Annotated in this window: 17 protein-coding genes; 3 read left to right on the top strand and 14 right to left on the bottom strand. The window is 69.0% G+C overall.

What is annotated here, in order from left to right; all coding sequences use genetic code 11:
- Positions 1-25 precede the first annotated feature (25 nt).
- The 10 genes from ABZ348_RS18945 to ABZ348_RS18900 form a co-directional block, all read right to left on the bottom strand.
- The gene (locus tag ABZ348_RS18945; RefSeq protein WP_358934412.1) at positions 26-307 is read right to left on the bottom strand and encodes a gas vesicle protein K; all 282 of its coding nucleotides are present in this window, start codon (positions 305-307) and stop codon (positions 26-28) included.
- A complete protein-coding gene (locus tag ABZ348_RS18940; RefSeq protein ID WP_358934410.1) occupies positions 304-510 on the bottom strand; it encodes a gas vesicle protein in 207 nt (68 codons plus the stop codon). The genes ABZ348_RS18945 and ABZ348_RS18940 overlap by 4 nt, the downstream gene beginning before the upstream one ends.
- Positions 507-1,361: a GvpL/GvpF family gas vesicle protein gene (locus ABZ348_RS18935; RefSeq protein WP_358934408.1), complete on the bottom strand. Its 855-nt coding sequence runs from the start codon at positions 1,359-1,361 to the stop codon at positions 507-509. The genes ABZ348_RS18940 and ABZ348_RS18935 overlap by 4 nt, the downstream gene beginning before the upstream one ends.
- Positions 1,358-1,732: a gas vesicle protein gene (locus tag ABZ348_RS18930; RefSeq protein ID WP_358934406.1), complete on the bottom strand. Its 375-nt coding sequence runs from the start codon at positions 1,730-1,732 to the stop codon at positions 1,358-1,360. The genes ABZ348_RS18935 and ABZ348_RS18930 overlap by 4 nt, the downstream gene beginning before the upstream one ends.
- The gene (locus tag ABZ348_RS18925) at positions 1,732-2,928 is read right to left on the bottom strand and encodes an SRPBCC family protein (RefSeq protein ID WP_358934404.1); all 1,197 of its coding nucleotides are present in this window, start codon (positions 2,926-2,928) and stop codon (positions 1,732-1,734) included. The genes ABZ348_RS18930 and ABZ348_RS18925 overlap by 1 nt, the downstream gene beginning before the upstream one ends.
- Positions 2,921-3,541: a DNA primase gene (locus ABZ348_RS18920; RefSeq protein ID WP_358934402.1), complete on the bottom strand. Its 621-nt coding sequence runs from the start codon at positions 3,539-3,541 to the stop codon at positions 2,921-2,923. The genes ABZ348_RS18925 and ABZ348_RS18920 overlap by 8 nt, the downstream gene beginning before the upstream one ends.
- The gene (locus ABZ348_RS18915) at positions 3,538-3,783 is read right to left on the bottom strand and encodes a gas vesicle protein GvpG (RefSeq protein ID WP_358934401.1); all 246 of its coding nucleotides are present in this window, start codon (positions 3,781-3,783) and stop codon (positions 3,538-3,540) included. Before ABZ348_RS18915 ends, ABZ348_RS18920 begins: the two co-directional genes overlap by 4 nt.
- A gap of 3 nt (positions 3,784-3,786) precedes the next feature.
- Positions 3,787-4,503: a GvpL/GvpF family gas vesicle protein gene (locus ABZ348_RS18910; RefSeq protein ID WP_358934399.1), complete on the bottom strand. Its 717-nt coding sequence runs from the start codon at positions 4,501-4,503 to the stop codon at positions 3,787-3,789.
- Entirely contained in the window at positions 4,500-4,955 is a 456-nt protein-coding gene (locus ABZ348_RS18905) for a gas vesicle structural protein GvpA (protein WP_358934397.1), read from the bottom strand. Before ABZ348_RS18905 ends, ABZ348_RS18910 begins: the two co-directional genes overlap by 4 nt.
- A gap of 116 nt (positions 4,956-5,071) precedes the next feature.
- Positions 5,072-5,392, bottom strand: coding sequence for a gas vesicle protein (locus ABZ348_RS18900; RefSeq protein WP_358934395.1), 321 nt, complete (start codon positions 5,390-5,392; stop codon positions 5,072-5,074).
- Between the two features lie 287 nt (positions 5,393-5,679).
- On the opposite strand from ABZ348_RS18900, the gene ABZ348_RS18895 reads away from it, so the two are divergent.
- Both ABZ348_RS18895 and ABZ348_RS18890 read left to right on the top strand, forming a co-directional pair.
- Positions 5,680-6,723, top strand: coding sequence for a PHP domain-containing protein (locus tag ABZ348_RS18895; protein WP_358934393.1), 1,044 nt, complete (start codon positions 5,680-5,682; stop codon positions 6,721-6,723).
- Positions 6,724-6,796: 73 nt separating this feature from the next.
- The gene (locus tag ABZ348_RS18890; protein ID WP_358934391.1) at positions 6,797-7,192 is read left to right on the top strand and encodes a VOC family protein; all 396 of its coding nucleotides are present in this window, start codon (positions 6,797-6,799) and stop codon (positions 7,190-7,192) included.
- Between the two features lie 47 nt (positions 7,193-7,239).
- Here the strand turns inward: ABZ348_RS18890 and ABZ348_RS18885 are convergent, their stop codons facing one another.
- Both ABZ348_RS18885 and ABZ348_RS18880 read right to left on the bottom strand, forming a co-directional pair.
- The gene (locus ABZ348_RS18885) at positions 7,240-7,986 is read right to left on the bottom strand and encodes a class E sortase (RefSeq protein WP_358934389.1); all 747 of its coding nucleotides are present in this window, start codon (positions 7,984-7,986) and stop codon (positions 7,240-7,242) included.
- Between the two features lie 307 nt (positions 7,987-8,293).
- Positions 8,294-9,505, bottom strand: a complete 1,212-nt coding sequence (locus tag ABZ348_RS18880) for an MFS transporter (RefSeq protein WP_358934387.1) — start codon at positions 9,503-9,505, stop codon at positions 8,294-8,296.
- Positions 9,506-9,918: 413 nt separating this feature from the next.
- On the opposite strand from ABZ348_RS18880, the gene ppk2 reads away from it, so the two are divergent.
- Entirely contained in the window at positions 9,919-10,737 is an 819-nt protein-coding gene (ppk2, locus tag ABZ348_RS18875; protein WP_358934385.1) for a polyphosphate kinase 2, read from the top strand.
- A gap of 53 nt (positions 10,738-10,790) precedes the next feature.
- On the opposite strand, the gene ABZ348_RS18870 is transcribed toward ppk2, so the two are convergent.
- Together ABZ348_RS18870 and ABZ348_RS18865 are read right to left on the bottom strand one after the other, a co-directional pair.
- Positions 10,791-11,810, bottom strand: a complete 1,020-nt coding sequence (locus ABZ348_RS18870; RefSeq protein ID WP_358934383.1) for a zinc-dependent alcohol dehydrogenase — start codon at positions 11,808-11,810, stop codon at positions 10,791-10,793.
- A gap of 31 nt (positions 11,811-11,841) precedes the next feature.
- The gene (locus tag ABZ348_RS18865) at positions 11,842-12,738 is read right to left on the bottom strand and encodes a universal stress protein (RefSeq protein ID WP_358934381.1); all 897 of its coding nucleotides are present in this window, start codon (positions 12,736-12,738) and stop codon (positions 11,842-11,844) included.
- Positions 12,739-12,919: the final 181 nt, after the last annotated feature.

Here is a 12,919-nt window from a genome sequence, read left to right as displayed (position 1 = left end):
CCTCTTCGAGCGTGCGGGGGACGCCTCACTGCCTCGGAAGCAGGGGACCGAGCGGGCCGAGGTCGATGTTGAGGTCACCCGGCTCCAGACCGAAGCGTTCCCGGAGGGTGTCCATCCGGTCCTCCAGCAGCATCAGGGTCAAACCGATCCTCTCCTCCTGCTCACCGGTGAGCTCACCGGTTTCGGCCCGGCGCAGCGCCTGACGTTCCATCAGCTGACGGAGCAGCTCGATGATGGTGAGCACGAGTTGGGCGAGGTCCCGTTCCACGGTGTCGGGGCCGAGTTCCACGGCGCGTTCACGGCTCATCGGTTGCCCTCCCAAGGCGAGGGGACTTCGGTGGAGACCGAGCTGATCAGGGCCTTGAGGTCGATGCGTACGAGATCCACGTCGGCGATCCGCAGGGTGAGGTCACCGCTGATCACCACACCGCCCGCGAGCAGCCGGTCGAGGAGGTCGACCAGGGCGACCTGCCGTTCGGCCAGGGGGTCGATGCCGGTGGAGGACGTCATCGGCGCTCCCCCTCCCCCGCCGTACGCGCGGAGTCGCTCCGCCGGGCCCCGTCGAGCGACTCCGCACGGGAGGTGGGGTCGTCGTCGGTGAAGGAGTAGGGAGCCCACGGCCCGGTGACCTCTCCGCTGAGACCGGAGTCGTTCGGCAGCAGCCGATGGACCGCACCGATGAAGTCGGCGCTGTGGTCACGGTGGACGAGGTAGGCGGCGTTGAGGACGTTCTGGCCGCTGGCACCGGACAGCCGGGCCTCCTGCGGTCGGTGCAGGCGCGCGCCCTCCGCCCGTCCGGACAGTTCCTCGTGGAGCCGCCGGGCCGCAGTGAACGCCGACTGCCAGGTGTGCTCCTCCCTACGGCGCTCGCCGAGCCTGCGGCGAAGGAAGTCACGGCCCGCGCCGGGCGCGTGATCGAGCGGGTCCTTGTTCCGTACGGGGCGGGAGGACGGCTCCGCGCCCTGATCGCGTGCGTACACCTTCACCCCCCACTCCACCCTGCCGTCGAGTCGTTCCAAGGTGGCGAGGAACCGGTCCCGCCCGGAGTCGAGCAGCCGCCGTACCCCGTCGTCGTCCCGGCAGACCGTTGCGAGCCGCAACGGGAGGGGTGAGCCCAGGGAGACGAGGGCGGCGACGACGGCCGCATGGGCCCGTGCCGTGTCGCTGAGCCAGTCGAGGTCCTCAAGCCGTTCCTTGAGGGGGTCGGCGTCGAAGTCGGCTGCTGACACATTCGACACCACGGCGCAGAGCCCGTCGTGACGGAGCTGATAGGGCTGGCTGCCGGTGACCCCGCGCAGATCGACGGGGAGGGGAGCAGCGAAGGGCCGGGTGACGGCGTACACATAGCGAAGCTCGTTCACGCTGATTCCTCCGACCTGGCTGCGGGCTCCTCGGTCCCGGACTGTGCCGGTGCCGGCGCCGTACGAGCGGGTTCGAGTTCGGCCACGCGTCGACGCAACCGCTCGTTCTCGGCGGCGAGTTCCGTCTCCCTCGCGCCCGTGGACAGCTCGGGGTCGCGCTCCCACCAGTCGATACCCATCTCCTTGGCCTTGTCGACGGAGGCGACGACCAGTCGCAGTTTGATGGTGAGGAGTTCGATGTCGAGGAGGTTGATGCGGATGTCGCCCGCGATCACGATCCCCTTGTCAAGCACCCGTTCGAGGATGTCGGCGAGATTCGCACCGCCGCTTTGGGAGGCGTAGGGGTCGGGCAGACCGCCGGAGATGCTCATCAGCGGTCACGGCTTCCGGACCGGGCGGGTTCCGCGGGCTCGTCCTCGGCTTCATCGTCCTCAACCTCGTCGTCCTCCGCGTCCTCAAGGTACTCGGGGTCGTCGGGGTCCGCTCCGTCCTCCTCGGCGTCATCCGCGTCAGCGCCCTCGTCCATGTCAGCGCCTTCATCGGCGTCATCGACGAACTCGGGGTCCTCGGCCTCGTCGTCCTCCGCGTCACCCTCGCCGTACTCATCGTCGTACGCGTCTTCGTACTCGTACTCGTACTCGGCGTCCGGATCCTCCTCGGCGGCCTCGTCCCCCTCGGGGTCGTCGCCGACCGCTTCCCCGTCCCCCTCAGCATCCGGGCGGGTCGAATCCTCGGACTCCTCCTCGGCCAGGGCGTCCTCGTGGCTCAGGACCACCTCCCCGTCACGGATCTCACCGCGCCAGCCGTCATCGACCTCCCCGCGCATCGTGATGTGGCGGGCGTAGTTCTTGAGGTCGAGCCGAGCCCGGCGACCCTGGGCACGCCAGATGTTGCCGGTCTTCTCGAACAGGCCCTTCGGGTAGTACTCCAGCACCAGGAGGACCCGGGTCAGGTTCTCGCCGAGGGGATGGAAGGTGACCACGCCCTTGGTGCTGCCCTTGGCTCCCTCGGACGTCCACTGGATGCGGGAATCGGATATCTGCTCGGTCGTACGGGCCTTCCAACTCCGACTCGACCAGAAGACCTTGACCTGCCAGTCCGACGAGGTGTCATCGGCGGCGGTCGCGCTCCGCACCCCCTTCGCAAAGGAGGCGAAGTCCTGGAAGCGGGTCCACTGGTCATACGCCGTCCGCGCGGGCACGCCCACGTCCACGGACTCCATGATGACGACCGGGTGTTTGCCGCCCCCTCCCTTGCCCCGCTTGCCGCCCAACCCCTTGAGCGCATCGGTGACCTTCCCCCGCAGATGGGAGGCGCCCACCTCGACCGCGGTACGCACCGGCCCCTTCCCCTCGGCGGTCTTCCGCCCGCTCTCCTTGGCCAACGTGGCGAGACCCGGGCCACCTCCGTCGGCGATGTCGTTAAGTCGGGCGGTCGCCCGGCCGAGCATCCGCCCCGTGGACGACAGCGCCTGCTCGGCGCGCGCAGCCAGATAGTCCTGCGCCTCTTCCTTGATGCGCTGCACCGCGGGATGGTCCGCGCTCAGCAGACGTGCGTTCTCAGCCACGGTTGCGCCCTTCCTTCGGTGCCGCCTTGCGGGCCACCCGCTTGGCGGGGGCCTTCGCCGCCTTGCGGGCAGCCGTCTTCCTGGCGGGCTGGGCCCGCGTCGCCGGCTTCTTTGCGGTACGCCGCGCCGGGCGTTCGGACTCCTCGGAGCCGTCGGTCTCGTCGGCGCTTGCAGTGCTCTCGGTGTTCCCGCTGCTCTCGCTGCTCTCGGGGTTCTCGGTGTCGTCGGCCTTCTTCGCCGGCTTCCGCGCATCCCGCGAGTCATCTTCGGCATCGGCATCGGAGGGGGCGATGGCGTTCTTCACCCGGTCCTGCACACCTGCCGTGCGTTCGTGCAAGCGGTCGGCGAGCCCTTCGAGCTGCCTGCTGACCAGAGCGCCGGTCGCGGCTTTGCCCACACCACCGAGATCCTGACGCAGCTGCTCCCGCAACGCCTTGAACTGCGGGTTGTCACCCAACTGACGTGTGAGGAGCTGGCCGAGCGCCCCCGGGCTCGCACTCATCCGCCGGCCCGCGACCATGGTGCCGACCGCGAAGGCCAGCTTCGCCTTCTTCGTACGCCCGAGCACGTATCCCGCACCCACGGCGAGTCCCAGTGCCACCCTGTTGTTCATCGTCCCTGCTCTCTGTTCTGCGCCATCTCCAGCCGGTCGAGGAGCTCGTCCTCCCGGCGGTCGAACGCGTCTTCGTCGATCTCTCCCGCCTCGAACTGTTCGGAAAGTCGCCCGAGTTCGCCCTGGATGGCAGCGGGGTCGTAGTACTGCCGTTCCGCTTCCTCCACCACCCGTCGCAGCACCCACAGGGAGCCGCGGGCGGGGGCGGCGGGGAGCAGGAGCAACTCACCGATGAGGCCCATCGCTCACTCCACGAAGCTGTACGGAGGGAGCGGGCCGGTGACCGTGAGCACGAGGTGCGGTAGGTCCTGGCGCAGCGTGTCCACCGCATTCAGCAGCTCCGCGCCGCGGTCCCGCGCCACCAGGAAGGAGTGGTTGCTCAGCCACCCGACGCTCTGCGGCCCGGCGCTCACCTCCTCGGCGAGGCCCTCAAGGGACGTCCGCACCACGTGGGCGTCGTGCCCCTCCCTGGTCTGCACCGCCTGGGCGATGCGCTCGCCGAGCCGCACCTTCTCCTCGTGCGATCCGCCGCCCGACCGCCGTCCGGCTTCGACGCTCTCGCGCAGCGCGGGATCGTCGGAGAGCACGCGGTACAGCACGGCGTCCTCGTCGTGGGTGGCCTTGACGTTGTACTCGACCTTGCCGTCGAGTGCGGCCAGTCGCTCGACGTAGAACTCCTCCTTGTCCGCGAGTACGGACAGGAGGGTCCGGTCGTCCGGTGACACTCCGCCGAACCGCAACGGCAGGACCGGACCCGACTCCCCTGCCTGGCGCAGCACCTCCTGGTGGGCGAGGAGATCGCGGCGCTTGGGACGCACCTTCTCGGGCGCATCGCTGACCAGTGCCTTGATGCGCCCCTGGCTGACAACGCGCACGGGCCGCGGTGGGTCTCCCACCCCCGCCGCGTGTTCGGGCAGGTCAGGATGTGAGCTGCGGGCGATGCCGTAGACGTAGAGACTCATGCTGACTCCTCCTTCGGCTTGCGGGTCGCGGTCCGCCGGGTGCGTGTGGCGCGCGGCTTCGACTCGGAGCGTTCGCCCTGGTCGTCCTCTTCGTCCCGGCCTTGCTGGAACGATTCAGCGATGGTCTGCGCCGCTCCGGAGAGCGCGCCCTTGGTCTTGCCGCGCGCACCGGACTCGGTCATCTCGCCCACGAGATCGGGCAGACCCGGGTCCTTGCGCGGTCCCGCTTCGAGGTCGAGACGGTTGCACGCCTCAGCGAAACGGAGGTAGGTGTCGACACTGGCGACCACGATCCGGATGTCGATCTTGAGGATCTCGATGCCCACGAGGGAAACCCGAATGAACGCATCGATGACCAGTCCGCGATCGAGGACGAGTTCGAGAACGTCGTAGAGACCGCTGGAGCCGCCTCCCGAGCCTCGCGATTGCTGTTGTGCCGGTACCACGGTCATCTGCCAGCCCTTCCTATCGGTTCCTATTGGTTCCTGTTTGGTTTCTGGCGATTTGTGACGGGGGGATGTGCGGCAGTCCGTACGGGTACGGAAAACCGTGTTGGGGTCCCGTACGGTCAGTCCGCGTCGGCCCGGCCGCGTTGATAGCGGCGGATGCGGCGGTAGCCGCTGAGTTCGCCCGATTCGTCGAGCGTCACCTCGTACGTGGCGAGCAGGCTGGTCGTACTGGGGACGCGTGCCATTTCCAGCACCTCGACCTCCAGCACCCAACCGCCTTCCTTCCGTTCGAACGAAGAGACCGATTCGGCCTCTCTGCCGGTGAGCTCGGCGAGCTGGGCGCAGGCCCCGCGCAGCACTTTCATCGGTCCCGGTGCAGGTGTCTCACGCCGTTCCTGACCCTGCGTCTGTTCCGTCGTCTTCTGGGTTCCATCAGCCATAGCGCCTCCCGACTGCGTGTTGCACGCCAGCGCGCTTCCAAACCCCCGGTCCGCGATGTCTACCGTTCGAGCACCCCACGAACGCGCAGCTCACCCGTTCGAACAGAGCCTGCGAACATCGGTCGGAGGAACCTCGCCACCGGTCGGACGGGCGGTGTGCGAGGCGGACCAAGACCCCTCTCGGCGTGCCGTCGACGGCGGTCGGGGCCACAGTGGAGATGCCGGATTCAAAGCGATGTGCACATGCCGACGCACCAGGTGCGTCACTGTTGCCGGAGGAGCCCCGGATGGAACCGTTGGAGGCGCTGGAGCGGGTCGCGTTCCTGCTGGAGCGCTCCCGCGCAAAGACGTACCGCGTACAGGCGTTTCGCACGGCGGCAGCCGTTCTGGCGGGGATGCCGTCGGATGAGGTCGCTCGGCGCAGTGCGACGGGTTCCCTGGAGCGGGTGAGGGGTGTCGGGCCCAAGACCGCTCTGGTGGTGCGGGAAGCGCTCCTCGGCCAGGTGCCGGAGTACCTCCAGAAGCTTGAGACGGAGGCGGCAGTACCGCTCGCGGACGGCGGGGAGTCCCTGCGCGCCTCGCTGCGGGGCGACTGCCATCTGCATTCCGACTGGTCGGACGGAGGCAGCCCGATCGAGGAGATGGGGCGCACGGCGATCGCCCTCGGGCACGAGTGGGCGGTACTGACCGATCATTCACCGCGGCTGACCGTCGCTCGCGGGCTGTCGCCCGAGCGACTGCGGGAGCAGTTGGGGGTCGTGGCGGAACTCAACGCGCGGTGGGCGCCCTTCCGGCTCCTCACCGGCATCGAGTGCGACATCCTGACCGACGGCTCCCTCGATCAGGAGCCGGAGTTGTTGGACCAGTTGGATCTCGTGGTGGCCTCCGTCCACTCCGAGTTGCGGATGGAGTCGGCCAAGATGACCCATCGGCTGGTCACCGCCGTGTCCAATCCCTTGGTGGACGTGCTCGGCCACTGCACCGGTCGGCTGTTGATCGCGCGCGAGCACCGGGGGCGGCGGTCGACGAGCGGGGACGGCCGGCGGCCCGAGTCGCAGTTCGACGCCCAGCGGGTCTTCGAGGCGTGCGCGGCCCACGGTACGGCGGTGGAGATCAACAGCAGGCCCGAGCGGCTCGATCCGCCGATGCGGTTGCTGGGTTTGGCCGTCGAAACAGGTGTGCACTTCGCCGTCGACACGGATGCCCACGCGCCGGGGCAGTTGGACTGGCAGATCATCGGTTGTGCCCGGGCCGAGCAGGCAGGGGTGCCCGCGGACCGGATCATCAACACGTGGAGCGCTGCCGATCTGCTGGCGTGGACCCGCGCCTGAGAGGTGTCCGGGAGCGCCGTTTACCGGCCCGTACGCCCGTATGGCTGACCCAGTCGGGGGTAGGCGAGCGGCCATGACGGTCGAGAAGACAAGTGTGCTGGTCCTGGACTGCGCCGAGCCGATGGAGTTGGCGGAGTTCTACGCCCAACTGCTCGGCGCCGAGGTGCACATCGGCAGTGACCCCGATTTCGTGGAGATCATCGGTCATCGCGGGGTGCACCTCGCGATCCGTCGGGACTTCGGATATGCACCCCCGAGTTGGCCCCGCCCGGAGGACTCCCAGCAGGCGCATCTGCGGATCCTGGTGGCGCACGGAGACATGGACGAGGCCGAGCGGGAGGTCATCGGCCTCGGTGCGCGACCGGTGGACACCAAGGACAACAGCGGCCCACGCGATGTACGGATCTACTCCGATCCGGCCGGACACTCCTTCTCCCTCGCGGTGTCACCGCTGCCCCCGCAGCGGTGACGGCCATCGGAGTGCACGCACACAGGAAGGGTGCGTGACGCCGACGGTCAACCGGACGTGAGCACGCCGATCTTGTCGATGCGGTGCTCGGGATTGCCGAAGCCGTCCCGCCAGAAGTTGCCCGCGGCATCGTCCTCGGGCGTGGCGCAGGTCGATATCGTGATCATGGCCTGGGTCGGCTTCTCACCGGGGTGACCGGGTACGGCGGCACGTTGTTCGGCCAGTGAGTCCGCGGATCGGAAGGACGTCTTTCGTGTTTCGGTGATCTCGTACTCATAGGTCGTGCCGCCCGCGGTGACCCGGACCGTATCGCCCTTCTGGAGGTCAGGCAGATCACGCAGCGGACCCCCTGCGGAGAGCCGATGGGCCGTGACCAGGTAGTTCCCTAGGTCCCCCGGCCCGACCCCGCCCTCGTCGCCGTACGGGCTGGCGGCGACGCCACGGTTTTGGATGGCCGTACCCGGTGCGTCGTCCGTGGTGCCCTCGTAGGGCACGACACGGAGGTCCTCGACACCGATCGCGGGGATCGTCAAGGTCGCCGGCTGTACCTTCGGCGGGTCGTCGACGGGTGTCGGCGCGGCCTGCCCGATCGGAGATACGGCCGGAGATGGGGCCGGGGATGGGGCCGGCGCGGCATCGGACGGCAGGGGGACGGCGCCGGGCGGGGCGGCGACGCCGGGGCGTGCGCTCGCGGAACCGGTGGCCTCGGCTGTGGCGTCGGCCGGGGAGCAGCCCGCGAGCACGGCTATGAGCGCTCCGACGAGCGCCAGCGGGAAAACTCGGGAAGCAGCCATATCTGGTCCGCATCGACGGCAGGTGGTGGATGGGCCGCGGCCGGCGCCGCGGTGGGTCTGTTGCGGGGAGAACGATCCGATTCGGCTCGGCGTTCCCGGCCGGGGCGTCACTCCCGTACGACCTTTCCACCATGCCGAACCCGGTCGGGCACGGCAACGCGGCACCGCCGTGAGGGTCGGCGCGCGGGCTGCTTCGGCTGGGTGTCTGTGCTGGTCAGGGCGGTGCAAGGGGCGGGTTCCTCTGCATCTTCGAGACGAGAGGGGATCAGGCAAGGAATCCGGCGGTGGCTTCGGGCGGCCGGGTCCATCAGCCGAGCTCGCAACGGTCAGGGGCGTGAACCGCGGGCGGCTCGCTCTCGCGCAGCCGGCCGAAGGGCACGGCTGCGGCAAGCGCGAGAGCGATCGCCCCCACGAGCAGGAGGGCGAGCCAGGCACCCGAACGGTCGATGACGATTCCCGCCGCTGCGGATGCCAGTGATGCGCCGAGGTTCACGGAAGTGTTGATCCACGTGGACGCTTCCGTCCGGCTGGATTCCGGCACGATGGTGTCGGCGATGAGGTACCCGGTGATCAGGGACGGAGCGAGGAAGAGGCCGACGAGGGCGAGGCCCGCGGCGAAGAGACCGAGCGGGTCCAGCTGGGAGACGAGCACCGCGGCGAGTCCCATGCTGACGCACAGGACGAACAGTCTCCTCCCGACTCCCGCCTTGAGGTTCAGCTGCCCGTAGAGGAGTCCGCCGACAGCGCTTCCCCCGGCGAAGGCCGCCAGGAGCCAGCCCGAAGCCGCGGCGGCATCACGTTGCGCAGCGACTGCCGGTGCTGCGATCTCCGCAACGCCGAGTACCGCGCCGACGCCGAGGAGGACGGTCAGCACCCTTGCGAAACCTGGTTGTCGCAGCGGGCGATCGCCTCGCGTGACGCCCCTTCCCGTTCCGCGGAGCGCCCCCGACGACGGGCTGGACGTCATCGCGACCGTGCCGAGGAAGACGACTGCCGCAGTCACCCGGAGCCCGATGCCGGGAGAGGTGGCCACGATGACCGCGGTGATGATGACGGGGCCACCGACGAAGAGGAGCTCTTCGCACACGGCGTCGATGCTGAACGCTTTCGTTCGCTGGTCACCGGCCGTTGTGAGCGATGCCCAGATCATGCGCATCGCAGCACCCAGGGGTGGCGCTGTCAGGCCGATCACCGTGCTCAGTGCGAGAAACCAGACGTCCGCGACCCGGTCGGTTTCCGTGCTGAGCGCGAGGGCGGTGAATCCTGCGGCCTGGCCCGATGCCATGGCGATGAGCGCAATGCGTTGTCCGAATCGATCGACGGCCCGGGCCCGCCAGGGTGCGGCGACGACATTGGCCATTCCGAACGCCGCTGTTGCGAAACCGGCCTGGGTGTAGGAACCCGTGCTGTCCTCGACCGCGAGGAGGAGGGCGAGACCACCCATCGCGAGAGCGGACCGCCCGATCAGGGCCGGCAGGAAGGCGCGAAGGGCGCCGGGAAGCAGAAGCACTGCGAGCATGAAGGAGCTCCGATGATGTGCGACCGGCGTCGTATGCGCGGGCCGCAGAGGGCCGACGGTTGTCGAGGTCCGGAGGGCACGGCGGAGCACACCCTCGACGGATCAGAACCCGGGCGGGAGGGACCCGGGACCGTCAGCTGAACATCACGATGAACACCCGATGAAAGTAGCAGCTGCGGTCTCCGTGCTGGCAGGGCATGGGGGTCGGCAGCAGTGACCGCTGACAGCGGGAGCGGGCCGGGCCTCGGTACGGCGGTGGCGGCAGTGGTAGCGCATCCCGATGCCACTGCCGTTGATCGAGATGGTGCCCGGGACCGCCGGATCGGTCGCTCGGTGGCGCGTGCCGAAGCCCCCAGGAGTCCGATTACGTAAGATCATCGGAAGAACGACATCGACCGGGAGGCGACAGCGGTATGGGCGACGAACCGACGCAGGCCGCGGCGAAGATTCCTCGTGCGGTGTACGAGAAGGAGTTGCTGCGGCTCCAGACGGAGTTGGTGAAGCTCCAGGAGTGGGTGCGCGTCGAGGGCGTCCGGCTGGTGGTGGTGTTCGAGGGCCGGGACGCCGCCGGCAAGGGCGGCACCATCAAGCGGGTGGCCGAGCATCTGAATCCGAGGGTCGCGCGGACGGTGGCCCTGCCCAAGCCCACCGAGCGGGAACGCAGTCAGTGGTACTTCCAGCGGTACATCGAGCATCTGCCGTCCGCCGGGGAGATCGCCCTGTTCGACCGCAGTTGGTACAACCGGGCCGGGGTCGAGCAGGTCATGGGCTTCTGCACCAAGGAGGAGCACAGCCGCTTCCTCCACCAGTGCCCCATCTTCGAGCGGATGCTGGTCGAAGACGGGATCCTGCTGCGCAAGTACTGGTTCTCGGTGAGCGACGCCGAACAGGAACTGCGGTTCCGCAAACGACTGGGCGACCCGACCCGGCAGTGGAAGCTGTCGCCGATGGATCTGGAGTCCATCACCCGTTGGGAGGCGTACTCGCGGGCCAAGGACGAGATGATGGTCCACACCGACGTTCCCGAGGCGCCCTGGTACGTGGTGGAGAGCGACAACAAGCGCCGGGCGCGCCTGAACATGATGGCCCATCTGCTGTCAACAGTGCCCTACTCCGAGGTGCCCAGGCCGGTCATCGAGATTCCCGCCCGGCCGCCGTCGACGGGGTACGTGCGACCGCCGCGCGACCTCCAGACGTACGTCCCGGACCATGCGGCGAAGCTGACGTCCTGACCGTCGACCGGGTCTCCGCCTTCCCCGTGGGCAGGGACCCGGTCGCGTGTCGATCAGCTGTCGGGGAACTCGAACACGATCCGGGCGTCCACGTCGCCGCGCAGCACGTCCTCGAACGACTCGTTGACCGAATCCAGCTCGCGTACCTCGGAGATCACCCGGGTGCGGCCGGCAGCGTGGAGCCGGAAGACCTCCGCGAGGTCTTGCCGGGTGCCCACGATGGAGCCGATGACGCTGACCCCGTTGAGCACGGTCGGGAAGATCGGCAGTTCGATCGTCCCCTCTGCCGGCATGGCGACCAGCACGAGCTTCCCACCGCGGCGCAGCCCGCCGTACGCGGCGGCGAACGCCTGCTCGTTGACGGCCAGTGCGATCGCGGCATGGGCACCGCCGTACTCCTGCAACCGTGCGGCCGGGTCCTCCTTACGGGCGTCGATCAGGATGTCCGCGCCCAACTCCTTCGCCAACGCCAACTTGGCGTCGGTGACGTCGATGGCGGCCACGGTCGCCCCGGCGATCTTGGCGTACTGGAGGGCCAGATGGCCGAGGCCGCCGATGCCGGAGATGGCGACCAGCTGCGAGGGGCGCACGTCGGCGACCTTGAGCGCCTTGTAGGTCGTCACTCCCGCGCAGGTCAGTGGCGCCGCATCGCGGGGGCTGATGCCGTCCGGAACCGCCTGTGCGAAGTCGGCCCAGGCCAGCATCTTCTCGGCGTACCCGCCGTCGTTGGCGTAGCCGGTGTTGATCTGCTGCTCGCAGAGGGTCTCCCAGCCGGAGAGACAGTGCTCGCAGCGGCCACAGGCACGGCCGAGCCAGGGCACAGCGACCCGCTGGCCCACGGTGAGGTGCTCCACCTCGTCGCCGAGTGCCTCCACGATGCCGACGCCCTCGTGACCGGGCACGAACGGTGGCGAGGGTTTGACGGGCCAGTCGCCGCGCGCCGCGTGGATGTCGGTGTGACAGAGTCCGGACGCCTCAAGCCTGATGCGGACCTGGCGTGGCCCGGGCTCCGGGTCGGGGCGCTCCTCGATGACGAGGGGCGCACCCAGTTCCCGTACGACTGCTGCCTTCATGTGCGTGCTCCTCAACTGGTACGCGAGACGCTCACTGGTGGGGAATGACCGCCACGGGTGCGGTCGCGTGGTGGAGTACGGCGTGGGCGACCGACCCGATGCGACCGCCGAAGGGCGCCCGGCGCATCCGCTGTCCGACGACGACCAGGGACGCTCCCCGGGAGGCTTCCACCAACTGCTCGACGGCCTTGCCGGGGGCGGCCTGTTCCAGGACCTCCACCGACGGGTACGTCGACCGCCAGGCGTCGAGCACTTCGGTGAGCGTCTCGGCTTCGATCCGGCCGAGTTCCGCGTTCAACTGCGGGTCCGGGGGAAGTCCGTAGGCGAAGTAGGGCGGCAGGTTCCAGCTGTGGACGACCTTCAGGGGCAGTCCGTGGCGTTGCGCGGCGTCATAGGCGAACCGGATCAGGGCGTCGTCGGGTTCGTTGGCGTCCAGGCCGAGGACGATGGGGCCCTGGGGATCGCCCTGCACCTCCTGGTCGGCCGCCCCGGCTTCGGTGCCCTCGGTGGCCGTCAGGGCACGGACGAGGACGACCGGGCCTTCGGCGCGGGAGACCACCGCCTGCCCCACGGATCCGACCAGGAAGCCGGTGAAGCCGCCGAGGCCGCTGGAGCCGAGGACCAGCAGTTCCGCGTCCTTGGAGAGTTCGGGCAGGACGTCGGCGGGGCGGCCGGTCAGCTGCTCGACGGTGATGTCCAGCTCCGGATGGGCCTTGCGGAGTTCTTCGCCGGCCTCGCGGGGCAATTGTTCGGCCCACTGCTGTTCGTTCTCGGCGCTCAGGAAGGGCGCCTGGACCAGGGGCACCGACTCCCAGACGTTCACCAGCTTCAGCGATGCACCCCGCAGCTTCGCTTCATGGGCGGCCCATTCCGCGGCGGCGAAGCTCTCCCGGGAGCCGTCGAGTCCGGCGATGACGGTGCGAGACATGGTAGGTACCTCCAGAAGCGGATGCGATCGTCAGTGATCCCGCTATCCAGCATGAGCGTCTCCACGCATGTGTGCGAGGGGCCGCAGGTCCCTCAGAGCCGGCCGCAGGTCCTTTGACCTGGGCCTACCGGCCCTGTCCAAAAGGCCCGACGATCATGACGAACCGGGGCGGACCCGACAA

This window comes from Streptomyces sp. NPDC005963 (assembly GCF_040638655.1).
In the GTDB taxonomy this organism is placed as follows: domain Bacteria; phylum Actinomycetota; class Actinomycetes; order Streptomycetales; family Streptomycetaceae; genus Streptomyces.
This window is presented reverse-complemented; position numbering and strand designations above follow the sequence as displayed.

Bases quoted from the DNA above. Each gene is read 5' to 3' on its own strand.
- ABZ348_RS18945 (WP_358934412.1), bottom strand. From the start codon at position 307: ATGAGCCGTGAACGCGCCGTGGAACTCGGCCCCGACACCGTGGAACGG.
- ABZ348_RS18940 (WP_358934410.1), bottom strand. From the start codon at position 510: ATGACGTCCTCCACCGGCATCGACCCCCTGGCCGAACGGCAGGTCGCC.
- ABZ348_RS18930 (WP_358934406.1), bottom strand. From the start codon at position 1,732: ATGAGCATCTCCGGCGGTCTGCCCGACCCCTACGCCTCCCAAAGCGGC.
- ABZ348_RS18920 (WP_358934402.1), bottom strand. From the start codon at position 3,541: ATGAACAACAGGGTGGCACTGGGACTCGCCGTGGGTGCGGGATACGTG.
- ABZ348_RS18915 (WP_358934401.1), bottom strand. From the start codon at position 3,783: ATGGGCCTCATCGGTGAGTTGCTCCTGCTCCCCGCCGCCCCCGCCCGC.
- ABZ348_RS18910 (WP_358934399.1), bottom strand. From the start codon at position 4,503: ATGAGTCTCTACGTCTACGGCATCGCCCGCAGCTCACATCCTGACCTG.
- ABZ348_RS18905 (WP_358934397.1), bottom strand. From the start codon at position 4,955: ATGACCGTGGTACCGGCACAACAGCAATCGCGAGGCTCGGGAGGCGGC.
- ABZ348_RS18900 (WP_358934395.1), bottom strand. From the start codon at position 5,392: ATGGCTGATGGAACCCAGAAGACGACGGAACAGACGCAGGGTCAGGAA.
- ABZ348_RS18895 (WP_358934393.1), top strand. From the start codon at position 5,680: ATGGAACCGTTGGAGGCGCTGGAGCGGGTCGCGTTCCTGCTGGAGCGC.
- ABZ348_RS18890 (WP_358934391.1), top strand. From the start codon at position 6,797: ATGACGGTCGAGAAGACAAGTGTGCTGGTCCTGGACTGCGCCGAGCCG.
- ABZ348_RS18885 (WP_358934389.1), bottom strand. From the start codon at position 7,986: ATGGCTGCTTCCCGAGTTTTCCCGCTGGCGCTCGTCGGAGCGCTCATA.
- ABZ348_RS18880 (WP_358934387.1), bottom strand. From the start codon at position 9,505: ATGCTCGCAGTGCTTCTGCTTCCCGGCGCCCTTCGCGCCTTCCTGCCG.
- ppk2 (WP_358934385.1), top strand. From the start codon at position 9,919: ATGGGCGACGAACCGACGCAGGCCGCGGCGAAGATTCCTCGTGCGGTG.
- ABZ348_RS18870 (WP_358934383.1), bottom strand. From the start codon at position 11,810: ATGAAGGCAGCAGTCGTACGGGAACTGGGTGCGCCCCTCGTCATCGAG.
- ABZ348_RS18865 (WP_358934381.1), bottom strand. From the start codon at position 12,738: ATGTCTCGCACCGTCATCGCCGGACTCGACGGCTCCCGGGAGAGCTTC.